Annotated in this window: 21 protein-coding genes and 2 pseudogenes; 11 read left to right on the top strand and 12 right to left on the bottom strand. The window is 71.0% G+C overall.

The genetic code is table 11. The features are described from left to right. The first annotated feature begins 29 nt into the window (after nucleotides 1-29). Genes MTP10_RS21270 through MTP10_RS21260 form a run of 3 tightly spaced genes read left to right on the top strand, consistent with a single transcriptional unit; the run spans nucleotide 30 to nucleotide 2,147 of the window. On the top strand, nucleotides 30-869 hold the full coding sequence (locus MTP10_RS21270; protein WP_310711266.1) for an SDR family oxidoreductase: 840 nt from the start codon (nucleotides 30-32) through the stop codon (nucleotides 867-869). Next, nucleotides 866-1,249 (top strand): hypothetical protein, encoded by a 384-nt coding sequence (locus tag MTP10_RS21265; RefSeq protein WP_310711265.1) that lies wholly within the window; start codon nucleotides 866-868, stop codon nucleotides 1,247-1,249. The genes MTP10_RS21270 and MTP10_RS21265 overlap by 4 nt, the downstream gene beginning before the upstream one ends. Next, nucleotides 1,242-2,147, top strand: coding sequence for an NmrA family NAD(P)-binding protein (locus MTP10_RS21260; RefSeq protein WP_310711264.1), 906 nt, complete (start codon nucleotides 1,242-1,244; stop codon nucleotides 2,145-2,147). Before MTP10_RS21265 ends, MTP10_RS21260 begins: the two co-directional genes overlap by 8 nt. Here the strand turns inward: MTP10_RS21260 and MTP10_RS21255 are convergent. From MTP10_RS21255 to MTP10_RS21240, 4 genes are all read right to left on the bottom strand, one after another. Then, nucleotides 2,135-3,040 (bottom strand): MerR family transcriptional regulator, encoded by a 906-nt coding sequence (locus MTP10_RS21255; RefSeq protein WP_310711262.1) that lies wholly within the window; start codon nucleotides 3,038-3,040, stop codon nucleotides 2,135-2,137. The genes MTP10_RS21260 and MTP10_RS21255 overlap by 13 nt on opposite strands. Before the next feature lie 10 nt (nucleotides 3,041-3,050). Beyond that, a complete protein-coding gene (locus tag MTP10_RS21250) occupies nucleotides 3,051-4,436 on the bottom strand; it encodes a serine hydrolase domain-containing protein (RefSeq protein ID WP_310711261.1) in 1,386 nt (461 codons plus the stop codon). Nucleotides 4,437-4,490: 54 nt separating this feature from the next. Then, nucleotides 4,491-4,808 carry an NIPSNAP family protein gene (locus tag MTP10_RS21245; RefSeq protein WP_310711260.1) on the bottom strand — a complete coding sequence of 106 codons (318 nt, stop codon included), beginning with the start codon at nucleotides 4,806-4,808 and terminating at the stop codon, nucleotides 4,491-4,493. A gap of 120 nt (nucleotides 4,809-4,928) precedes the next feature. Further along, the gene (locus MTP10_RS21240) at nucleotides 4,929-5,390 is read right to left on the bottom strand and encodes a MarR family transcriptional regulator (RefSeq protein WP_310711259.1); all 462 of its coding nucleotides are present in this window, start codon (nucleotides 5,388-5,390) and stop codon (nucleotides 4,929-4,931) included. Between the two features lie 93 nt (nucleotides 5,391-5,483). Between MTP10_RS21240 and MTP10_RS21235 the strand changes: the two genes are divergently transcribed. Beyond that, complete coding sequence (locus MTP10_RS21235) at nucleotides 5,484-6,431, top strand: zinc-binding alcohol dehydrogenase family protein (protein ID WP_310711258.1); 948 nt, start codon at nucleotides 5,484-5,486, stop codon at nucleotides 6,429-6,431. Between the two features lie 70 nt (nucleotides 6,432-6,501). Here the strand turns inward: MTP10_RS21235 and MTP10_RS21230 are convergent, their stop codons facing one another. Together MTP10_RS21230 and MTP10_RS21225 are read right to left on the bottom strand one after the other, a co-directional pair. Beyond that, the gene (locus MTP10_RS21230; RefSeq protein ID WP_310711257.1) at nucleotides 6,502-7,083 is read right to left on the bottom strand and encodes a DinB family protein; all 582 of its coding nucleotides are present in this window, start codon (nucleotides 7,081-7,083) and stop codon (nucleotides 6,502-6,504) included. A 42-nt stretch (nucleotides 7,084-7,125) separates the two neighbouring features. Further along, nucleotides 7,126-7,569, bottom strand: a complete 444-nt coding sequence (locus MTP10_RS21225) for a MarR family transcriptional regulator (protein ID WP_310711256.1) — start codon at nucleotides 7,567-7,569, stop codon at nucleotides 7,126-7,128. Between the two features lie 106 nt (nucleotides 7,570-7,675). On the opposite strand from MTP10_RS21225, the gene MTP10_RS21220 reads away from it, so the two are divergent. Beyond that, nucleotides 7,676-8,536 carry an NAD(P)H-binding protein gene (locus MTP10_RS21220; RefSeq protein ID WP_310711255.1) on the top strand — a complete coding sequence of 287 codons (861 nt, stop codon included), beginning with the start codon at nucleotides 7,676-7,678 and terminating at the stop codon, nucleotides 8,534-8,536. Nucleotides 8,537-8,551: 15 nt separating this feature from the next. Here MTP10_RS21220 and MTP10_RS21215 read toward each other — a convergent pair whose 3' ends face one another. Next, the gene (locus MTP10_RS21215) at nucleotides 8,552-9,517 is read right to left on the bottom strand and encodes a WYL domain-containing protein (RefSeq protein ID WP_310711254.1); all 966 of its coding nucleotides are present in this window, start codon (nucleotides 9,515-9,517) and stop codon (nucleotides 8,552-8,554) included. A gap of 52 nt (nucleotides 9,518-9,569) precedes the next feature. Between MTP10_RS21215 and MTP10_RS21210 the strand changes: the two genes are divergently transcribed. Further along, nucleotides 9,570-10,715 carry an epoxide hydrolase gene (locus MTP10_RS21210; RefSeq protein WP_310711253.1) on the top strand — a complete coding sequence of 382 codons (1,146 nt, stop codon included), beginning with the start codon at nucleotides 9,570-9,572 and terminating at the stop codon, nucleotides 10,713-10,715. 22 nt (nucleotides 10,716-10,737) lie between these two features. On the opposite strand, the pseudogene MTP10_RS41990 reads toward MTP10_RS21210, so the two are convergent. Together MTP10_RS41990 and MTP10_RS21200 are read right to left on the bottom strand one after the other, a co-directional pair. Next, a pseudogene (locus tag MTP10_RS41990) lies at nucleotides 10,738-10,956 on the bottom strand (WYL domain-containing protein); the annotation flags it as partial. 9 nt (nucleotides 10,957-10,965) lie between these two features. After that, the gene (locus tag MTP10_RS21200; protein ID WP_310711252.1) at nucleotides 10,966-11,784 is read right to left on the bottom strand and encodes a helix-turn-helix transcriptional regulator; all 819 of its coding nucleotides are present in this window, start codon (nucleotides 11,782-11,784) and stop codon (nucleotides 10,966-10,968) included. Nucleotides 11,785-11,944: 160 nt separating this feature from the next. Between MTP10_RS21200 and MTP10_RS21195 the strand changes: the two genes are divergently transcribed. The 5 genes from MTP10_RS21195 (at nucleotide 11,945) to MTP10_RS21175 (ending at nucleotide 17,752) form a co-directional block, all read left to right on the top strand. Further along, entirely contained in the window at nucleotides 11,945-12,670 is a 726-nt protein-coding gene (locus tag MTP10_RS21195) for an alpha/beta fold hydrolase (protein WP_310711251.1), read from the top strand. Nucleotides 12,671-12,848: 178 nt separating this feature from the next. Next, a complete protein-coding gene (locus MTP10_RS21190) occupies nucleotides 12,849-13,823 on the top strand; it encodes an acyltransferase domain-containing protein (RefSeq protein WP_310711250.1) in 975 nt (324 codons plus the stop codon). A gap of 104 nt (nucleotides 13,824-13,927) precedes the next feature. Next, nucleotides 13,928-15,127: an FAD-dependent oxidoreductase gene (locus tag MTP10_RS21185; protein WP_310711249.1), complete on the top strand. Its 1,200-nt coding sequence runs from the start codon at nucleotides 13,928-13,930 to the stop codon at nucleotides 15,125-15,127. Further along, nucleotides 15,124-16,017 (top strand): RNA polymerase sigma factor SigJ, encoded by an 894-nt coding sequence (gene sigJ / locus MTP10_RS21180; RefSeq protein ID WP_310711248.1) that lies wholly within the window; start codon nucleotides 15,124-15,126, stop codon nucleotides 16,015-16,017. The genes MTP10_RS21185 and sigJ overlap by 4 nt, the downstream gene beginning before the upstream one ends. Before the next feature lie 172 nt (nucleotides 16,018-16,189). Next, a complete protein-coding gene (locus MTP10_RS21175) occupies nucleotides 16,190-17,752 on the top strand; it encodes an FAD-dependent monooxygenase (protein WP_310711247.1) in 1,563 nt (520 codons plus the stop codon). A gap of 286 nt (nucleotides 17,753-18,038) precedes the next feature. On the opposite strand, the gene MTP10_RS21170 is transcribed toward MTP10_RS21175, so the two are convergent. The 3 genes and pseudogenes from MTP10_RS21170 to MTP10_RS21160 all read right to left on the bottom strand — a co-directional run. Next, entirely contained in the window at nucleotides 18,039-19,343 is a 1,305-nt protein-coding gene (locus MTP10_RS21170; RefSeq protein WP_310711246.1) for an MFS transporter, read from the bottom strand. Beyond that, a complete protein-coding gene (locus tag MTP10_RS21165; RefSeq protein WP_310711245.1) occupies nucleotides 19,340-19,879 on the bottom strand; it encodes a helix-turn-helix domain-containing protein in 540 nt (179 codons plus the stop codon). The genes MTP10_RS21170 and MTP10_RS21165 overlap by 4 nt, the downstream gene beginning before the upstream one ends. A 69-nt stretch (nucleotides 19,880-19,948) precedes the next feature. Beyond that, nucleotides 19,949-20,053: pseudogene (locus tag MTP10_RS21160) on the bottom strand (IS5/IS1182 family transposase); the annotation flags it as partial.

Below are 20,053 nucleotides of genomic sequence, written 5' to 3'. Positions count from 1 at the left end.
AGTGCAAATACGTGCGTAGAGTGAATGCCATGAGCACAATCGACTACCACCGCCGTACCGTCATCGTCACCGGCGCCAGCTCCGGCCTCGGCGCCGAATTCGCCCGCCAACTGGCCCGCCGTGGTGCGGACCTCGTACTGGTGGCCCGCCGGGCGGACCGGCTCGAGAGCCTGGCCGCCGAACTCACCCGCGCCCACGGCGTCACGGTGACCGCCGTCGCCCGCGACCTCGCCCTGCCCGACGCCGGCCGCACGCTGCGCGCCGAACTCGAGTCCCGCGGCATCTACGCCACCGGACTGGTCAACAACGCCGGCTTCGGCACCCACAACGCGTTCGCCGACGAGGATCCCGACCGCCTGCAAAGCATGATCGCGCTGAACGTCAGCGCGCTGGTCGACCTCAGCCGCGCCTACATCGACCCGCTGACCTCCGCCGACACCGGCGTCCTGATCAACGTCGCGAGCCTGCTGGGCTTCCAGCCGACCCCATACCTGAGCGTCTACGGCGCCACCAAGGCCTTCGTCCTCAGCTTCACCGAATCGCTGTGGGAGGAGACCCGCGGCACCGGCCTGCGCGTCCTCGCTGTGTGCCCCGGCGCCACCCGGACCGAGTTCTACGACGTCGCCGGCAGCCAGTCCGCCGACTACGGCACGAAACGGGCAACCCCCGAGCAGGTCGTGACGATTGCCCTCGACACGCTCGACCGCCGATCCGCGCCCCCGTCGGTGATCACCAACGGCCGCCCGCTCGCCCTCGCCGGCAAGCTCCTGCCGCGCCGCCCGATGGTCCGGCTCATGGGCCGGATGGCCCGCCGCCGGCACACGCAGCCCTCCCCCGCCCTCACCAACGGTCAAGGAACGCCATCATGACCACCACCGACATCAGCACACAGCCGACCGACGCCGAGCGCTTCGATCACATCCGCCAAGCTCAGCGCGCCGCCTACCTGCGCGACGGAGCACCCTCCCCGGCGGCGCGGCGCAGCGAGCTGACCAGGTTCGAGGCGACGCTGAGCGCCCACGAGGAGATCGTCGCGCAGGACGACCTGCCCTTCGGCGGCGTCGGCGCCAGCGGGGTGGGCAGATACCACGGCATCGAAGGATTCCGAACGCTCAGCCGCCCCAAGGGCAGCGACGTACAAGCACGCCGGAACGCCACCCACCTGCTCTACGCCCGCTTCGGCAAGCGCACCGCAGCGGCCAGGGCCTGGCCGAGGCAGCACCTCCGGAAGGAAGCCACCGATGGCTGATCACGACCTCGTTCTCGTCACCGGCGCCGGCGGTGTGGGCCGCCTCGTCACCGAGCGGCTGCGCGCGCAGAACGTGCCGGTCCGCGTCATGGTCCGCCGCGAGGACGACCGCGCGGCCGAGGTGCGGGCACTGGGCGCCGAGGTCGTCACCGGGGACCTGACCCGGGCCGAAACGGTGGCGGCCGCGCTCGACGGCGTCCGCCGGACGTACTTCGGGCTCAGTGTGTCCCCGGACCATCTGCTGGCGGCGACCGTCATGGCCACGGTCGCGAAGGCGTACGGCGAACTCGACGTGCTGGTGGACATGTCACAGATGACGGTGTCGCAGATGACCGCCACCAGCACCGCCGAATCCCACCAGCAGCGGCTGCACTGGCTGGCGGAGCAGGTGCTGGACTGGTCGGGCCTGCCCGTGGTGCACGTACGCCCGACGACGTTCCTCGACAATCCGTTGTTCACCGCCCTCGCGGCGCGGTCGATCCGCGAGAACGGCACGCTGGCGCTGCCGTTCGGGACCGGACGCACCTCGCCAGTCGCCGCCGACGACGTCGCCCGGGTGGTCGCGACCATCCTGCGCGATCCCGGCGAGCACGCCGGGAAGGTGTACGAGCTGACCGGACCGCGGGTGCTCGACATGACCGAAGTAGCCCAGGAGTTCTCCAAGGCGCTCGGCCGCACGGTGACCTATCTGGACGTCCCCCTGCAATGGTGGCGCACTGAGGTCCTCGCGAACGCGGGCCTGCCACCGCACACCGAGCAGCACATCGCGACCATGGCGCAGCTGCACCGCGCGAACCGTTACGACAGGGCGACCATCGACGTCGAGCGCGTCACCGGCAAGCGGCCCCTGACCGTCGAGGAGTTCGTCGCCGCCCGCAAGGACTTCTACCTCGGTTGACTGGGGCCCTGTTCGGAGGCGTCGAGACCGGCGCTCCGGCGCCCCCCGGACTCCCGTCCCCGCCGCGAGCCGTGACGTGACCGTGTGTCCTGCTCGTCCTGCGCGTCGGCGGCGGACCGTGGCTCCGGCTGCACGCGCTCCAGCTTGGTCCAGCCGGTCCAGCCGCGCTGCTTCAGCAGCTCGATCAGCCGGCGGGCCGGCGGCACGGTGTCGAACGCCAGGGTGTCCATCAGCTTCACGAACGGTGGCTCCATGTCGGTGTCGTCGACGTAGTCCTCGCCCTGCTCGTCGGCCATCCGCGTGATGTAGGCGGCCACCTTGTCGGCCAGCTCGACCAGCCGCGGGTCGTCGTCGGTCCGGTCGAGAGCCTGGCTCAGGGTGAGATAGAAGTCGATCAGCTGCGGGTCGGCGATCTGCTCCCGCTTGCGTGCCATCCACTCCGGGACTCGCTCGGGTGAGTGCGCGGCCAGCGGGATCCAGCCGTCGCGCTCGGCCTGGACGATCCGTTCGTCGACGCCGAGCGCCCGCAGCCGGTCGAGGAACTCGACCACCTCCCGTGGCAGCACCAGGTTGTCCCCGGCGGCGAGGCGGGCGATCCGCTCCCGGTGCCGCTGCCGCTCCCGGATCTCCGCCCGCAGCCGCCTGTCGATGTCCGCGACCGCCGCGGCGAACTCCTCCTCGTCGGCCCGCAGCAGCTCCCGCACGCGCGCCAGCGGCACCCCGGCCTCGGCCAGGGTGCGGATTTTGATCAGTTCGACCACGGCGCCGGCGTCGTACCTCCGATAGCCGGAGCGGTCCCGCGCCGGCTCCGGGAGCAGCCCCTTGGCGTGATAGTGCCTCACCGCGCGCACCGTCACTCCGGCGTACGACGCCAGCTCGCCGATGGTCAGCATCCGACCTCCTTCAGTCGATCTTCGGTGTCGCCCGCATGCCGAAGTAGACGTACGGTGTGCCGTGCGGGAGCGTTCCGAACACCAGTGGCAGCCACGGCGCGCTGACGGGGCCGAGGCCCGGCACGGCGAGCACCGTGTCGGACACCGTCACCAGATCGGTCTCGATCGGCGGTGAGTAGCCGGCGTTCCCGCCGGTCAGCTGCAGGCGCAGACGCGGCACTCCGTCCCGCTCGCCGATCGTGAGGCGCATGCCTTCGCGTTCGTACGTGCCCGCGAGCGCGGAGACATCGACCGGCCGCGGGTCCGCGGCGGGAGCGAAGGCGTCGGGCATCCGCACCCCGGCGAGCTCACCCAGCAGCTCCTGGAACAGGTCGACGAACAGACCGCCCGCGCCGCCGCCGTTGGTCAGCAGCGCGGCGACGACGCCGCTGCCCGGCACGACACGCAGGTAGGAGAACTGCCCGATCGCGGCGCCGTCGTGACCGTAGCCGGTGACACCGTCCCAGTCGTACAGCGCCCACCCGTGGCCCCATGCGTGCGCCATGAACGTCCATCTGTCCAGGCAGTCGACGGCGCGTCGCCGCATCGTCGCCGCCGACTCGGCTGACAGCACGCGTGTGCCGTCGGGCGCGGTGCCGCCCTCGAGATGCATCCGCGCGAAGCGGACGACGTCGGCGGCCGTGACCAGGACGCGCCCGTACGGCCCGGCCGAGCGGGGCAACATGTCCCACGCGGGCGCCGGCTCCGGGTCGCTTCCCAGCTCCCCGATATGGCCCATCGCCGTCCGGAACCGCAGGGCCTCCTCCGGCAAGGTCATCGAATGCTCCAGACCGAGCGGCGCCAGCAACCGGTCGCGCATCGCGTCGTCCCAGGTCTGACCGGTGACCACTTCCACGATTCTGCCCAGGATCGCATACCCGGTGCTGCAGTAGGAGACGACGGTGCCCGGCGGGCAGTCCTGACCCAGGTCCGCGCACGCCTCCACGTAACGGGCGAGGCAGTCGTCGCCGCGGCCGGTGTCGTGGGTGAAGTCCCCGGCGATCCCGCTGGTATGGCTGAGCAGCCGCCCGATCGTCACGCTCCTGGTGACCTCGTCGTCGGCGACGGCGAAGCCCGGCAGCACGTCGACGACCCTGCTGTCGAGCCGCAGCTCACCGGAGTCGACGAGCTGCATCACCAGCGTCGCCGTGTACGCCTTGGCGATCGAACCGGACTGGAACACCGAGTCCGTCGTCACCTCCACGCCGGTCCCTCGGTGCAGCACCCCGCTTGCCAACTCGTGGATCTCGCCCTCCACCAGCACCGCCAGCGCCGCGCCCGGCACGTGATGAGTGGCGCGCAGCAGGTCAAGGCGCTCCTGCCAGCGAGCACGGTCGAACCTCTTCTTCGTTGTCATGCCGACCATGCTGAGCGGTTGCCCCTGCGTCAGGGTCAACCGTCGCGACGACACTCAGCCGAGCTGATCAGGAAGCAACGGTCGCATGAACGTACGTTCGTAGCGGAGCACGCACCCGCTCTCGTCCCTGATGCGATCCGCCTCCACGAAGTCCGGGTGGACACCGAAAAGGCCGCGGTATTCCTCATACGCGGCGAGGCTGGGGAAGCTGAACAGGGCGAGGGCCCTGTCGCTGGCGCCTTCCGCCGGCAGGAAGTAGCCGTGATGCGTTCCACCGTGCAGGTTGACCAGCTCGATCCAGCGGCGGCCGAAACGTTCGAACGCGTCGATCTTGCCCGGATCGATCACGTACTCGACGACACAGGTAATCATGGAGCCATTCTTACGGGTCCGCCGAAGGCCGCGACGTTGCGAGGTCCCGCCGCGGGTGGAGCGCGAGATCAGCGATCTGCGGCGGTCGAGCCCGATCCGCGCGTGAACCGCGACCGCAGGTCAGCCGCGACGAGACTCGGGATCGGGGGTCTGCTGGATCAGGACCGTGGTGGCGCGTTCGAGGAGTTCGCACAGCGCGTCGCGCTCGGTCGGCGTGAAGCTCTCGGCGAGGGCGCGTTCGAGCACGACGACCTCCTGGTAGGCGCCGTCCAGCACGCGCCGGCCGTGTTCGGTCAGCGAGGCGATGAGGACCTTGGAGTGCACGGGTGAGGTCTCGCGGGCGATGAGTTCCTTGTTCTGCAGGCCGGTCAGGACGGAGGCCATGGTCTGCTGGGTGACCCCGCAGGAGCGGGCGAGCTGGGCGCCGGACATGCCGTTCTCGCGCGACAGCGTCAGGAGCACGGTGTACTGCGTCATGGTGAGACCGTAGCCGCGCAGGACGGCCTCATGGTGGGCCATCAACGCCTGCTCGGTGCGGCGGATGCGCGTGCAGAGGTACTCCTCGGCGGGAATCTCGGTCAAGGATCAACAGCTCCCTGGGTTGACTCAGGTACCTGATATTCGTATAGAGTCGCTCGGTATCAGGATACTGAGTCAGCACAGGGAGCTGTAATCATGAAGGCCGTGGTTCTCGACACAGACGACCGGTTCACCCTCGCCGACATCGACGAGCCCGTCCCCGCGGCGGGGCAGGTCGCGATCCGGGTCGACTACGCCGGAGTCCAGTACGGTGACGTGCTCGTCCGCAGAGGCCACTTTCCGGTCCCGCGTCCCTTCGTGCCCGGGTTCGAGGCTGCCGGTCGCGTCGTCGCCGTCGGTGAGGGCGTGGACGCGGGTCGCATCGGTCAGCATGTCACCGCATTGACCAGTTCCGGGGCCTATGCCGAGGTCGTGGTGGCGCCCGACCTCCTCACCTTCGACGCCGCCGGCCTGGACCCTCGGACGGCCGCCGGGTTCGGCTGGGTCACCCCGACCGCCTACGACCTGATCAACACCGTCGGCCGGGTGCGTGCCGGCGACCGCGTGCTCATCCACGCGGCGGCAGGAGGCGTCGGCACGCTCGCGGCCCAGTTCGCCAAGGCCGCCGGAGCCGCCCGGCTCGTGGGAGTGGTCGGCGGCGCCGCCCAGGCCGAGTACGCCACGCGGTTCGGCTATGACCTGCTCCTGACCCGCGAGGACTTCCCGGGCGCGCTCGCCGACGAGCGGTTCGACGTGATCCTGGATCCCATCGGCGGGCCGGCCCGCCTGGCGAGCCTGGAGCGGCTCGCCCCGCACGGCCGCCTGGCGATCTACGGCAACATCGCCACCTTCGACCCCGTCGAGATCGACACCAACGACCTGCTCATGGCCGGAAAGTCGGTCCTGACCCACAACAGCAACCTGCTCAGCCAGACCCACCCGGAGCGTCTGGCCGACAGCGCCACCAGGGCGCTGCGGCTGCTGGCCGACCGCAAGGTCCGCGTGGACGTCACCGCCGAGTACGAGATGTCCGACCTCGATACCGCCATCCAGCGCCTGGCCGAGGGCGGCACGCACGGCAAGAGCATCGTCCGCATCGCCTGACGCGCCGCTCGACTCCTTCCCCAGGCCCGAAACGGCCGAGGCGCCCGTAGGCAGCCTACGGGCGGGTCCGCTACTGGCCTACGCGTCCGTCGATCCGCTCGCGCAACAGGTCGACGTGGCCCATGTGGCGGCCGTACTCCCAGATCATTCCGACCAGCATCTCGCGCAGCGACATCGCCCCTCCCCCGCTGCCATGCTGGTTCAACGGATCGTCCGCGGTGATGTCGAGACTGGGCGCCCCGGCCACGAACCGCTCGGCGAAGTCCACCTCCGCACGCCATGCCTTCCAGGCCTCCGCCACCACCTGGGGGTCGGGAACGGCGCCGTCGAAGTCACCGTCACGGTCGGTGTCGGAGCAGTACAGCCGGGGTGCGTCCTGTCCCGCCATCGTCCCGCGGAACGACGCACGCTCCACCTCGGCCAGGTGGCGCACCAGCCCCAGGAGCGACATCGTCGACGGCTCGACGGAACGCCGCGCCATGGCCTCCGCGTCGAGACCTGAGCACTTCAGCTCCAAGGTGAGGCGTGCGGAGCGCAGGGCTTCGACCAGCGTGGTGCGCTCGTCGCCCAGCGTCGGTCCGTTCTCTCGCGGGTCGTCGTCGGACGGTTTGCCGTCCGCGGTGAACATGTCGGCTCGTCGTGTCGTGGCCATGGCCGCCATCATCGGTGATCTGCACGGCGGCCGACAAACGAATTACTCGTTCTGGTCGACGGGTCGGTTCAGCAGGGCGTTCGCCGACCGGTGGATCTTCGTCAGCGCGCTGAGCAGGTGTTCACGTTCGCTCTGGGTGAGGTCGGCGGTGACCTGTTCCTCGATCGAGCGCCGCTCCTTCTCGATGGGCTCCTGCAGGGCGCGTCCGGCGTCGGTGAGCCAGAGCCGTACCAGGCGGTTGTCCTTGTCGTCGCGGCGCCGGGTGAGCAGGCCGGCGGCGGCCATCCGGGTGGCCGCCTTGACGACGTTGGGAGTGGTGACGTTGAGGGCGGTGGCGATCTCGCCGGGGGTGCGGCCGTCCTCCCGCCACAGCACCGCGAGCAGGTGGTCCTGCCCGAGATGCAGCCCGTGACGCCGCATGGCCGTGTCGGCCGCCGCCCGCAGCGCCTTCGACATCTTGCTGTGCAGGTCCAGGAACTCGGGCATCGTACGGCCTCCGGTGACATCGCAGGGACGACACGGTTCGATTGACAGCTGATCGTGTACCGGTTAACGTTCGAATCGTTAACCGGTAATCGATCTCGGAGTTCTCATGATACTGGTCACCGGCGCGACCGGAAACGTCGGCCGCGAGCTCGTCCACGAGCTGGACGCCATCGGCGCGGAGTTCCGCGTCCTGGTGCGCGACCCCGCCCGTGCCGCCGCACTGCCCCAAAGGCCCGAGCGCGTCGTCGCGGACCTGGGCGACCCGGCGACGCTGCCGGCCGCCTTCGCCGGCGCGGACCGCCTGTTCCTGCTCACCCCCGGCATCGGCGTCGAGCACACCGCTCACGCCGTCGCCGCCGCACGGGCCGCCGGGGTGAGCCACATCGTGCACCTGTCCTCCTTCAACGTCCTCGGCGACCCGATGCCCGCCATGGGCCGCTGGCATCACGAACGCGAGCAGGTGGTCCGCGCCTCCGGCATGCCCGCCACGTTCCTGCGGCCCGGCGGCTTCATGACCAACGCCTTCGACTGGCTGCCCACCATCCGCGAGGGAGGATACGTCCTCGACCCGGTCGGGCCCGGCCGGTACGCGCCGATCGACCCGGCCGACATCGCCGCCGTCGCCGCCCTGGCCCTGACCCGGGACGGCCACCAGGGCCGGGAGTACGTGCTCACCGGCGAGGAATTGTTCACCATCGCCGAGCAGGTCAAGGTCCTCGCCGCGGCGGCCGGCCGGGACATCGAGGTCCGGGCGGCGGCCACCCCGGAAGAGGCCGTCACCTCCCGCTTCCCCCACGGGGCGCCTCCGGCGCTGGCCGACGCCATCATCGAGGGGTTCGCCCTCATGCGCGCCGACACCGCCGGATTCCGCACGGACACCGTGGAACGACTGCTCGGCCGCAAGCCCCGCACCTTCGCCGGCTGGTGTGCACGCAACGCCGACGCCTTCCGGCTCGCCGCCGTCTGACCCGGTGCGGGCTCATCAGGTGAGCGGGTGCTCGCGTGCCGCATCGAGGAGGCGGCTGCCGAGTGCGCGGATGTGCCGGACGAGCTCGGGCGGTTCGTGCACCTCGAACGGGACGCCGAGCTGCGCGACCCACATGGCCAGCTCGTCGAGGGAGTTCGATCCGGTGCTGAGGACGCATGCGCCGTCGCCGACCGGCTCGACCACCGCCATCGTCGGCGGCATCCGGCCGGCCACCACCTCGGCCGGGGCGTGCACCGTGAACCGGCCGCGGTAGCGGTACGGGTCGACGGAGATCCGCTCCGAGACGTAACGGACCAGGTCGGCGCTGGGCGGCTCGCGGGGCGTGAAGCGTGGCCCGTTCGGGGTGTGCAGGCGCAGCCGGTCGACACGGAACGTGCGCCAGGCGCCCCGGCCGGTGTCCCACGCCACCAAATACCAGCGGCGGCCCGAGTTGACCAGCCGGTACGGCTCGGCGATGCGGCGATCCCCGGTGCCGTCGTGGGAGCGGTAGGAGAACCGCAGGCTCTCCCGGTTGCGGACGGCCGCGGCGATCGCGGTGAGCACGGCCGGGTCCACGGCCGCGGCCGGGCCCGACAGCGGCACCGTGACCGACCGCAGGTCGCCGACGCGGTTCCGGAGCCGGGACGGAAGGACCCGCTCCAGCTTGGCGAGGGCGCGGACCGAGGTCTCCTCGATGCCCGCCACCCCGGAGACGGCGGCGGTGCCGAGCCCGATGGCGACCGCGACCGCCTCGTCGTCGTCGAGCAGCAGCGGCGGGAGCCCGGTGCCGGCGCCGAGCCGGTAGCCGGGTGTGCCCGCGGTGGCGTGCACGGCGTAGCCGAGTTCGCGCAGCCGGTCGATGTCGCGGCGGATCGTGCGGTGCGAGACGCCGAGCCGTTCGGCCAGCTCGGCGCCCGGCCAGTCCCTGGGGGTCTGCAGCAGCGACAGGAGCCGCAAGAGCCGTGCCGATGTCTCCAGCATGACGTCCATCCTAGGACCGGACCTGTCCTAACCGGTTCCTACAGTGGCAGACATGAACGACGAACTGCAGATCCACCCGTTCCGGATCGACATTCCGCAGGCGCAGCTCGACGACCTGCACAGCCGGCTGGCGGCGACCCGCTGGCCGGACGAGCTGCCGGGCGTGGGCTGGTCCTACGGGGTCCCGGTCGGCTACGCGAAGAAGCTGGCGGAGTACTGGCGCACCGGCTTCGACTGGCGTGCCGCCGAGGCCCGGCTGAATGCCTTTCCGCAGTTCACGACCCGGATCGACGGGCAGGACGTCCACTTCCTGCACGTCCGCTCCCCCGAACCCGACGCGCTGCCACTGATCATCACGCACGGCTGGCCGGGCTCGGTCGCCGAGTTCCTGCACATCATCGGCCCGCTCACCGACCCGGCGGCGCACGGTGGCGACCCGGCCGACGCGTTCCATGTCGTCGCCCCGTCGATCCCCGGGTTCGGCTTCTCCGGTCCCACCACCGAGACCGGCTGGGACCTGGAGCGCGTCGCGCGGGCGTGGGCGGAGCTGATGGACCGGCTCGGCTACCGGCGATACGGCGCGCAGGGCGGCGACAGCGGCTCGGTCATCTCACCGATGCTCGGCCGCGCCGCACCCCGGAACGTCGCCGGCGTGCACGTCAACGGCGCGCTCGGGTTCCCTACCGGCGACCCGGCCGAGTTCGAGGGGCTTACCCCTGCGGAGCTGGCCCGCCTCGGCCAGTACCAGGACCAGGACCGGGCCGGCTACGCCATCATCCAGGCGACCCGGCCGCAGACCCTCGCGTTCGGGCTGCACGACTCACCCGCGGCGCAGCTGGCATGGATCGTGGAGAAGTTCAAGGAGTGGACCGACCCGGCCCGCGAACTGCCCGAGGACGCGGTGGACATCGACCAGCTGCTCACCGACGTGAGCATCTACTGGTTCACCGGGACCGCCGCCTCGGCCGCCCGCCTCTACAAGGAAGGACAGAAGGGCTGGGGGGCGGTGACCGAGCACTCGGCGCTGCCGCACGGCGTCGCGGTCTTCCCCGGCGACGCCGGGGTCCGGCGCATCGCCGAGCGCGAACACCACGTCGTGCACTGGTCGGAGTTCGACCGCGGCGGCCACTTCGCCGCGATGGAGGCCCCCGACCTGCTCGTCGGAGACATCCAGGCCTTCTTCCGCCCCCTCCGGTGACGCCGGCCCCTGCCTCAGGTGGTCAGGCGGTCGCTCGCGCGTACCGGCCGGCGAGACGGCGCAGGTACGTGAAGAGCTCCGGCGGACCGGCCACCTCGAAGTCCTCGCCGAGCAGCCCCAGGTAGACGCCGAGGGTCTCGACCGCGACGCGGAAGGTACGCCAGTCGTCCCGCTCGACGTCCCATGCCAGCAGATACCAGCGGCGGCCCCAGTTGACCAGCCGGTACGGCTCGACGATGCGCGGGCGGGGTCATGTCCGGACGATGGACGCGAGGAGCGCCACCTTGTCGGCACTGTCGGTGCCGGGGTCCGGGTGGAGGACGACGAGCGTCTGGCCGGTCGCGCCGCTGACGCCCAGTCTCTCCCGGTTCAGCCACAGGCCGCCGACCTGCGGGTGGTCGATGCGCTTGGGCGTGCCTTCGCACCTGTTCACGTCGTGGCGGGCCCAGAGCCTGCTGAATCGAGGGCTGGCGAGGGCGAGCTCGCCGACGAGTTCGATGAAGCGGGGGTCGTCCGTGTCGGTGCCGACGGACTCGCGGAAGCCGGCGACCATGCCCTGCGCGGCGTCCTCCCAGTCCGGGTAAAGGGCCTGCTCGGCGGGGTCGAGGAACACGTCCCGCAGGCGGTTGCCCCCCGCCACGAGTCGCGGCGACAGAGCGGTCGCCAGCGCGTTGGCGGCGAGGACGTCGAAGTAGCGGCCCTCCACGTACGCGGGCAGCGGCAGCGTGGCGACGAGCTTGGCGACGCCCGGAGGGACGGCCTGCCTCCGGGGCCGCCGTCGCCGCCGGGGTCTTCCCGCGCCGAGGCGCAGCAGGTAGGCCGTCGCGTCGTCGTCGAGCTGCAGTACACGGGCGAGGGAATCGAGGACCTGCGCGGAGGGGTTGCGGTCGCGGCCCTGCTCCAGGCGCAGGTAGTAGTCGGCGCTGATGCCGGCGAGCATCGCGACCTCCTCGCGGCGCAGGCCCGGCACGCGCCGTACGCCGACGGAGGGGATGCCGGCCTGTTCAGGAGTGACGAGCTCCCGGCGGGCGCGTACGTATTCGCCCAGCAGGTTGACTTCGTCGCTCATGTCCCCACTGTAATTCGCGCGCTGTCGTGCGTGCCTGGTCCTGTCACCCCCAGGATCGCGGGGGCTCTGGCTCCGTCAGCGGGTGAGCGGAAACCTCACTTCCGTGACGAACACCGTCGAAATCGGCCGGCGGTTCCCTTCCGCGAGCAAGGAGCTACACATGTCAACATATTTGCTGGTACACGGGGCCTGGCACAGCGGGCACTGCTGGGAGCGGGTGGTCCCGTTGCTGGCATCGGCGGGGCATCGGGTGGTCGCGCCGTCGCTGACCGGCTTCGGCGACAAGGCGCATCTGCTCGGCCCCGAAGTAGGGCTGGACACGCACGTCGACGACATCGTCGGGCTGATCACCGACGAGGACCTCGCCGACGTGATCCTGGTGGGCCACAGCTACGCCGGGCTGGTCATCTCGTCCGCCGCCAACCGCATCCCGGATCGGATCGCCCAGCTGGTCTATCTCGACGCGATGGTCCCGGAGGACGGCGAGAGCGCGGTGGATGTGCATCCCGTGACCCAGGCCCTCATCGACCGCGCCGCCGAGTCCGAGATCGCCTGGCGGATCCCGCCGATGCCCGAGTCGCCGCCGCCCCTGGGCCTGTTCGGGGTCACCGACTCGGCAGACGTGGAGTGGCTGCGGGCGATGTTGTCGGATCAGCCGGTGCTCTGCCTCCGGCAACCGGTCCGCCTGGACAACCCGCTCGTGCGCACGATCCCGCGGACGCACATTCACTGCGTCGCCGGCGTACCGGAGGGCATCGAGCGGCGGCCCGTCCCGGCGATACAGCCCAACGGCAGCCCGGCACAGGTGTGGGAGCTGGAGACGGGCCACGACTGCATGATCACCATGCCGGCCGAGCTCACCGAGCTGCTGCTCAAGCTCGGCTGACCCGCTTGGTCGAGCTGACCCGCTTGGTCGAGCTGACCCGCTTGGTCGGGGGGCGTCCCGGGGCGCAGCTCCCGGTTCCTGCGATCTCGCAACGCTGGAGCGGTGATCTCACCCGTCGTGGATCGCGCCGAAGAGAGCAGGAGATCAACGAGGACACGAGGTGAGTAGGATCGTCCGCGTGGATCTGGATGACGTGGATCTGGATGACGTGGATCTGGACGACACCGCCGCCCGGCTCGGGGTACCCGTCGAGGACGTCGACCGCGTGCACCGGCTCGCCGGCGACCGGCCGTCCGCTCCGCTGCCAGCCAAGGCCGACGCGCCCGCGATCCTCGACCGGCTCGCGGTGCGGCCGGACGACGCCGCCGAGATCATGGCGGGCTGGCCCGATCCCGGCTCTCCCCTGTGGACTCCGGAGTTGCGCTGGCTGCTCGACCGCTCGATCGCCCTGGTCCGCGCCGATCTCGGGGGTCACGGCTGGCTGTCACCCGGTCCGGAGCTGCCGCGCGAACGTGGCCCCGCCTGGCGGCATCTCTACGTGTACGCGTACCTGGCCCTGGTCGACGTCGTCACGGGGTACCACCGCGACCACGGCATCGCCGATGCCGCCTCGTGGGCGACCCTCGCGGACCTGGGCCGCAACCTCGCGATCGACCGGCGGATGCGCCGCGAGGGCTGGCCGGTCATGCAGAGCTGGCTGACGCTGCACGCGCGCGGCGGCGTCTACGAGCTGGGCCGGCTGCAGTATCAGCGCGGCGGCACCGCCATCGACCTGCACATTCCCGAGTCGGGGCCGATGACCCCGGAGGCGGTCGCGGCGTCGCTCGACGAGGCCCGCGCGTTCTTCCCGCGCCACTTTCCCGATGAGCCCTACACGGCGTTCTCCTGCGGCTCGTGGCTGCTGGACCCGCAGCTGCTGGAGTACCTGCCCGGGGACTCCAACATCGTCCGGTTCCAGCGGAGGTTCGAGCTGGAGCCCTACGAGGAGCCGGAAGGGCTGGACGCCGACGTGGAGGTGCTGCGGTTCGTGTTCCGCACCCTGACCACGCCGCTCGACCAGCTGCCGCGCCGCACCGTGCTCCAGCGCGCGATCGTCGACCACCTGAAGGCCGGCCGCCACTGGCACTGGCGCCGCGGCCGCTTCCCGATCTAGCCGGCCCGGCTCTGCCGCGAGCACGTGTTCCGCGCTCCTGGGTGGAGTGACGCACGTCACGTCGCGTCCTGTCACGCCGCTGCGATCCCCGGTGTCTTGAGGGCATGACCGAACACAACACATCCCACAAGGTCGTGGTCATCGGTGGCGGTTACGCCGGAACGCTGGCGGCCAACCGTCTGCGGATGCGCGACGACGTCGACATCACTCTGGTCAATCCGCGCCCGGAGTTCGTCGAACGCATCCGGCTGCACCAGTTCGTGGCCCGTACCGGCGACGCCACGATCGACTACAGCACGCTGCTCGGCGAGGGCATCCACCTGGTCGTCGACAGCGCCACGCGCATCGACACCGCCGCCCGCACCGTGCGGCTGGCGTCGGGCCGCGCGCTGGACTACGACTACATCATCTACGCCGTCGGCAGCACCGGCGCGGTCCCCTCGGTGCCAGGCGCGGCCGAATTCGCTTGGTCCATCGCGGAATGGGAGTCCGCGCAGCGGCTGCGCGCCAGGCTGGAGGAGTTGCCCATCGATGCTCCGGTCACCGTGGTCGGCGGCGGGCTGACCGGCGTCGAGACGGCCGCCGAGCTGGCCGAACAAGGGCGCAAGGTCACGTTGGTGTGTGGCCGGACCCTGGCGCCCTACCTGAGCGCAGGGGGGCGCCGATACGTCGCCACATGGCTGACCCGCCATGGTGTCGCCGTGCTCGAGGGCGGCGCGGTGACCGAGGTCCGGCCGGACGCGGTCGTCCTGGCCGACGGTTCTGCCGACAGTGTGGTACGTCCGAGCGCACTGACTGTCTGGACGGCCGGGTTCGGCCTGCCGGAGCTGGCGGCGGCGAGCGGACTGCGCACCGACACGCTCGGCCGGCTGCTCACCGACGAGACGCTGACCAGCATCGACGACGACCGCATCGTCGCGGCCGGCGACGCCGCCGCACCGTCGGGCCAGCCGCTGCGGATGAGCGGCTACGCCGCAGGGCCGCTCGGGGCGCAGGCCGCCGACACCGTGCTGAGCCGCATCGCGGGGACCGAACCGGCGGTGATCAACCTGGCCTTCACGGGCGCGTGCGTCAGCCTCGGCCGGCACGCCGGCATCAGACAGATCGCCGGTAAGGACGACACCGCGGTGAACATCTACATCCCCGGCCGCATGGGCGCGATAATCAAGGAAGTGACCTGCAAATTCGTGGTGTCGAAGAGGATCCGCGGCGAGGCGCGCAAGCCCGGTTCCATGAGCTGGCCCAAGGGTGGTCCGCGCCCCGGACAGCCGGCCTCCGCCGCGCGGGCGGCCACCTCCCCGTGAGCGCCGACGAGCATGCCGAGCGATTCACCGTGTTGCGGCCGCTGCTGTTCACCATCGTGTACGAGATCCTCGGCTCGGCGACCGAATCCGACGACGTGCTGCAGGACAGCTATCTGCGGTGGGCCAAGGTGGATCTCGCGGCGGTGCGGGACACCAAGTCGTATCTGGCGCGGCTGGTGACCCGCCAGGCGCTCAACGCCTTGCGGGCGAGCACGCGCCGTCGCGAGGAGTACATCGGCTCCTGGCTGCCCGAGCCGCTGCTGCTGGAGGAGAACGACGCGTCGGCCGATGTGGTGCTCGCCGAGTCGGTGTCGATGGCGATGCTGGTGCTGCTCGAAACGCTCACCCCCGATGAGCGCGCTGTGTTCGTGCTGCGCGAGGTGTTCGGGTTCGACTATGACGAGATCGCTGCAGCGGTGGGCAGGTCCGTGGTGACGGTGCGCCAGATGGCGCACCGCGCCCGCGGGCACGTACAGGCGCGGCGTAAACGTTTCGACCCCGTCGACGCTGGGACGACCACGCGGATCACCGAGCAGTTCATGTCCGCGGCGGCGACCGGTGACATGGCGGGGCTGCTCTCGCTGCTCGCGCCGGACGCCACGTGGACCGCCGACAGCGGCGGCAAGGTCACCGCGGCGCGCCAGCCGGTGGTGGGCGCGGAGAAGGTGGCCGCGCTTGTCATGGAACTGTTCCGCGTGGGGCGGTTGCCGGACTCGCGGATCGAGATGGTCAACTGCAACAACGCGCCCGCGATGGCCGCCTACGACGGCGATCACCTGGTAGGCGTCTGCCTGTTCGAGGTCGGCGACGGGAAGATCACCAACTTCTACGTCATCCGCAATCCGGACAAACTCCTCGCACTGACGGTTCCGCGTCGGATCAGCCGGTAGGAGCCGGCAAGCCGCGGCGCAGCAGGTCGCGATCGCGCATGTCTGGCGCCAGCGGAGTTGCCGCAGCGGATGCGGCGCGGCAGGTGACACGTTCTGTGGCGATCGACGAACGCGTCTCTGCCCCTTTGCGTGTGTTGACCCATTCGACTGAAGAATGACCAAGGAGCCGACCATGACCGATACACAGGTAGTGATCGCCGGAGCGGGGCCGACCGGGCTGATGCTCGCGTGCGAGCTGGGGCTCACCGGGGTCGAAGTGCTGGTGCTCGAGCGTCTCCCGGAGCCTCGAACGGTGGAATCGCGGGCCGGAGGCCTGCACATCCGCACGATGGAGGTGCTCGACCAGCGGGGTCTGCTCGACGGGTTCCTCGAGCGCGGACGGCCGCGGCAGGACGTGCACTTCTCCGGACTCGGTATCGACCTGTCCGACATGGCGACGCGATATCCGTACGCTCTTCTCATCTTGCAGGCCGAGGTGGAACGGCTGCTGGAGGAGCGCGCGGCGCAGTTGGGGGTACGGCTGCGCCGCGACGCCGAGGTGACGGGGTTCACCCAGGACGGAACGGGTGTCACGGTGGAGCTCGCGGACGGGTCGCGCGTCCGGGCGGACTACCTCGTCGGCTGCGACGGGGGCCGCAGCACCGTGCGCGGGCTCGCCGGCATCGGGTTCCCCGGCACCCCGGCCACGATGACCGCGATGCTCGGCGACGTCGAGCTCGCCGAGCCGCCCGCGGCCGACATCTTCCAGGAGCGGCGCGAGCACGGCAGATTCTCGGTGCTGTCGTACGGTCCGGGCTGGTACCGGGTGCTGACCAACGAGTTCGATCACGTCGCCGGCCGGGACGAACCGATGACCATGGAGACCCTCCGCAAGGCCATGCTCAAGATCGCCGGTACGGACTACGGCATGCACTCACCGCGCTGGCTCTCCCGGCACGGCGACGCGGCCCGCCAGGCCGACCGTTACCGCGTGGGCCGGGTTCTCCTGGCCGGCGACGCCGCCCACATCCATTTCCCGGCGGGCGGCCAGGGCCTGAACACCGGCGTGCAGGACGCGGTCAACCTCGGCTGGAAGCTCGCCGCCGTCGTCCGCGGCCACGCCCCGGAACCGCTGCTCGACACCTACCACGCCGAACGCCACCCGGTCGCCGCCCGCGTCCTGCACAACACCCGCGCCCAGACCGCCCTCTGGCGGGTGGACGACCACACCTCTGCTCTACGCCAGATGCTGGACGATCTCATCGGCATCGACGAGGTGCGGCTGCGCCTGGCGGGCATGATCACGGCAACCGACCTCCAGTACCCGATGGAGGGGACCGATGACCTTCTCGGCCGCCGGATCTCGGATCTCGACCTCGACCGCGGCCGCGTCTACGAACTCCTGCACCGCGCCCATGCGGTCCTGCTGGATCTTGGCGGTCTCCCCTCGCTCGACACCGTCGTGACCGGCTGGGCGGACCGAGTCGATGTCGTTCGCGCCCGTCCCGCCGAGGGCTCCGATCTGGGCGCGGACGCCGTACTCATCCGTCCCGACGGACATGTCGCCTGGGTCACCCGCGCCGGCGAGCGGCCAGACCTCGACGCGCTCCGGACCGCCCTCACGGCATGGCTCGGCCCGGCCGGCCTTCAGCCGCGTCCACGTGCCTCCCGCGACTGCCTCGGCCACGACGGCGAGCAGCCTGGCCAGCGCCGCCTCCACCGGCTCCGGGGCGCGGGCGACCAGCCGGGGCGGTGAGCTCGTCGCCGGCTCGGCGGCGGGGTTGAGGCCGTCCGGGTGCGGGCTGGAGACCGGCTCGGCGTTGTTCTCGGCGATCAGCGCGCGTAGTCCGTCACGGATCCGTTCGGCACGGTCGGGCTGCTGGGCGTCCACCACCGTATCGGCCGCATGCGACCTCGGGTGTGCGACCACGTCGCCGGCTGTTGCGGGGTTGCGAACTCGTCGAAGGCCCTCGCCCGGCGGGGGCAACGGCCTTCACCGTTCCGATGCGGGCAGAGGTGTCGTGACCTGCAAGCGATGACCGTCACCTGGGTGTGGTTCGCGCAATGGTCTCTTTGGCGGGGTCCTGGTCGGCCTGGTCGGCTTGCGGGCGCGCGCTGCGCAGTGCGGTCTCGACGCGGCGGTTGCTGGTCATGGTCGCGGTGACGGCGGTCATCGTAAGCAGCAGGCCGGCGGCGGCGTAGAGCGGGGTGCGCAGGTCGTAGGTGGTGGCCAGCCAGCCGCCGACGAAGGCGCCGAGGGGGGCGGCGCACATGGCGAGCATGCGGGAGGTGGAGGCGACGCGGCCCATCAGGTGGGCGGGGACGATGGCCTGCCGGAGGGAGGGGCCGAGCACCATCGTGGCGCCCATGCCCGCCCCGCAGACGGCGAGCGCGAGCCCGGCCACGTACGGGTTCGGGGCGGAGGCGAGCCCCAGGATGGCGAGGCCCTCGATTGTGGCGGTGCAGGTCAGCGCGGCACCGGTGCCCAGGCGCCGGCCGAGGAGGGAGGCGATGCCCGCGCCGAGCAGGCCGCCGATGGCCTCGGCGGTGAGGAGCAGGCCGAAGCCGAAGGCGCCGACGCCGAGACGTTCGCGGGCGAACAGGGCCAGGACGGTCTCCACGGCGAGGAAGGCGACGTTCCCGACCGCCGGACGGAGCGCGAGCCCGAGCAGCAGCCGGTCCCGGAAGACGTAGGAGGCCCCGGCCCGCGCCTGCTGGAGCAGCGACTCGCGGGCGCTCGCGGCGGGGCGCGGCACGGCGGGCAGCGACCGGACGAGCAGTGCGGACAGCGCGAACGACACCGCGTCGGCGAGCAGCGGAACCGAACGTCCGAGCGCGAGCAGCGCGCTGCCCGCAGGTGGCCCGGCGAAGCCGGACGCCGCGGTCTGGGCGCCGCGCAGGCGAGCGTTGGCGCGCTCCAGCCGGGCAGGGTCGCGGCCGAGCAGATCCGGCAGGTACGCCGTGGCGGCCGTGTCGAAGAACAGACCGCCGAGGGCGAGCAGGAACGCGAGGGCCGCCAGCAGCGGGATGCTCAGCACGTCGAGCGCCGCCGCCGCAGCGGGTATGGCGAGCAGCACCGCACGCGCGGCGTCCGTGACCCACATCGTGCGGCGGCGGTCCCAGCGGTCCACCAGCGCACCGCCGAGCACTCCGAACAGCAGCCAGGGCAGTGTCCCGGCGGCCGTGACGACGGCCAGCGCCATCGGATCCCGGGTCAACGTCAATGCCAGCAGCGGCAGCGCGGCATGCGTCACGCCGTCACCGAGCGAGGACACCGTCTGCGCGGTCCACAGTCGCCCGAAGCCGGCCGGCAGCTTCGCTACATCGTTCGCTGGATCTGGGGTCATTGGGCGTCCTCCTCGACCTGCTGGCGCGGAGTCGGCCGGAACAGCGCGAAGATCAGCGACACGTCTGGAAGCGATGGATCAGACAGCGCCCGGTACTCATCCGCCAGTGCCTCCAGGCGCGCCCCCAGCTCCGTGAACTGCTCCGCGGTGAGTCGCAGATGTGCCATTCGTACGTGCCGCTCACCATCCGCCGGCGACGCCTCCAGGTCGGCCACCGCATTCCGCAGCAGCACGTCCGGCTGCCCCGGCCCTGGATCCGGCAGCTCGATCGAGCGCGCGGCCATCGCGTAGTACCGCTCGGTGACCCCTCTCACTTTCCGCGTCCGCACCACCTTCACCAGGCCGGCCCGCTCCAACAGCCGCACGTGATAGCTGGAACTCCCCTTCGCAAGGCCCACCCGTTGGGCGATCTGCGTGATCGTCGCCGGCTCGAAGCGGAGCATGGCCATGATCCGGTGACGCGTGAGATTGGAGACGGCGCGTAGTTGCTCGTCAGTGGTGACGTGAAACGTCTCGGGGAGATCATCGGTAGACACGCGGACAATGGTCAACGATTCTTGACCATTTGCGCAAGGGGTCCAGGCCTAGGGCCTGTTTTGTGGATCTCATAAGAGCCATAGCAGCAGGCAGGCGATGGTGACACCTGCCTGGTAGTGAACGGCGAGCTTGTCGTAGCGGGTGGCGATGCCTCTGAACTGTTTGAGCCGGTT

The organism is Nonomuraea sp. 3-1Str (assembly GCF_031570565.1).
Taxonomy (GTDB): domain Bacteria; phylum Actinomycetota; class Actinomycetes; order Streptosporangiales; family Streptosporangiaceae; genus Nonomuraea.
Note: the sequence above shows the minus strand (reverse complement) of the source record. Positions and strands in the feature narration are given on the sequence as shown.

Coding starts and splice junctions, on each gene's coding strand:
- MTP10_RS21270 (WP_310711266.1), top strand. CDS start 30: ATGAGCACAATCGACTACCACCGCCGTACCGTCATCGTCACCGGCGCC.
- MTP10_RS21265 (WP_310711265.1), top strand. CDS start 866: ATGACCACCACCGACATCAGCACACAGCCGACCGACGCCGAGCGCTTC.
- MTP10_RS21260 (WP_310711264.1), top strand. CDS start 1,242: ATGGCTGATCACGACCTCGTTCTCGTCACCGGCGCCGGCGGTGTGGGC.
- MTP10_RS21255 (WP_310711262.1), bottom strand. CDS start 3,040: ATGCTGACCATCGGCGAGCTGGCGTCGTACGCCGGAGTGACGGTGCGC.
- MTP10_RS21250 (WP_310711261.1), bottom strand. CDS start 4,436: ATGACAACGAAGAAGAGGTTCGACCGTGCTCGCTGGCAGGAGCGCCTT.
- MTP10_RS21245 (WP_310711260.1), bottom strand. CDS start 4,808: ATGATTACCTGTGTCGTCGAGTACGTGATCGATCCGGGCAAGATCGAC.
- MTP10_RS21235 (WP_310711258.1), top strand. CDS start 5,484: ATGAAGGCCGTGGTTCTCGACACAGACGACCGGTTCACCCTCGCCGAC.
- MTP10_RS21230 (WP_310711257.1), bottom strand. CDS start 7,083: ATGGCCACGACACGACGAGCCGACATGTTCACCGCGGACGGCAAACCG.
- MTP10_RS21225 (WP_310711256.1), bottom strand. CDS start 7,569: ATGCCCGAGTTCCTGGACCTGCACAGCAAGATGTCGAAGGCGCTGCGG.
- MTP10_RS21220 (WP_310711255.1), top strand. CDS start 7,676: ATGATACTGGTCACCGGCGCGACCGGAAACGTCGGCCGCGAGCTCGTC.
- MTP10_RS21215 (WP_310711254.1), bottom strand. CDS start 9,517: ATGCTGGAGACATCGGCACGGCTCTTGCGGCTCCTGTCGCTGCTGCAG.
- MTP10_RS21210 (WP_310711253.1), top strand. CDS start 9,570: ATGAACGACGAACTGCAGATCCACCCGTTCCGGATCGACATTCCGCAG.
- MTP10_RS21200 (WP_310711252.1), bottom strand. CDS start 11,784: ATGAGCGACGAAGTCAACCTGCTGGGCGAATACGTACGCGCCCGCCGG.
- MTP10_RS21195 (WP_310711251.1), top strand. CDS start 11,945: ATGTCAACATATTTGCTGGTACACGGGGCCTGGCACAGCGGGCACTGC.
- MTP10_RS21185 (WP_310711249.1), top strand. CDS start 13,928: ATGACCGAACACAACACATCCCACAAGGTCGTGGTCATCGGTGGCGGT.
- MTP10_RS21175 (WP_310711247.1), top strand. CDS start 16,190: ATGACCGATACACAGGTAGTGATCGCCGGAGCGGGGCCGACCGGGCTG.
- MTP10_RS21170 (WP_310711246.1), bottom strand. CDS start 19,343: ATGACCCCAGATCCAGCGAACGATGTAGCGAAGCTGCCGGCCGGCTTC.